Genomic DNA, 255 nt, shown 5'->3' with positions numbered 1-255 from the left:
GCGATCAACTTCAGGCGCTTTGCATCATTCTCAAGACTGCTTACCATTCGGGTCCACGGAACGTTACCCTTAGCCCGAAACGTATACTGTGTCTTGACCAGCCGAACATGAGGCCGCAACTTCTCGACCTTGATATCGGCAATCACCGGACCCATCAAATTCCGCATGAGCACGTACCGGCCGTCCTTGCGGTTCGGGGTGCCTGACAATCCGATCTTGTATTCGCAGTTGAGTGCGGCTATCACTGACGCGTAC

At 54.1% G+C, this 255-nt stretch carries 1 protein-coding gene; it reads right to left on the bottom strand.

Annotation, left to right across the window (positions count from 1 at the left end; translation table 11 throughout):
• On the bottom strand, positions 1-255 hold a 255-nt coding region (locus AC1RPG_RS08875), incomplete at both ends, for a hypothetical protein (protein ID WP_481762620.1).

It is taken from the genome of Dellaglioa sp. CoH-57-MRSF-18, from assembly GCF_056781995.1.
The sequence above is the reverse complement of the archived record's forward strand: the minus strand, read 5'-3'. Positions and strand labels throughout refer to the sequence as shown.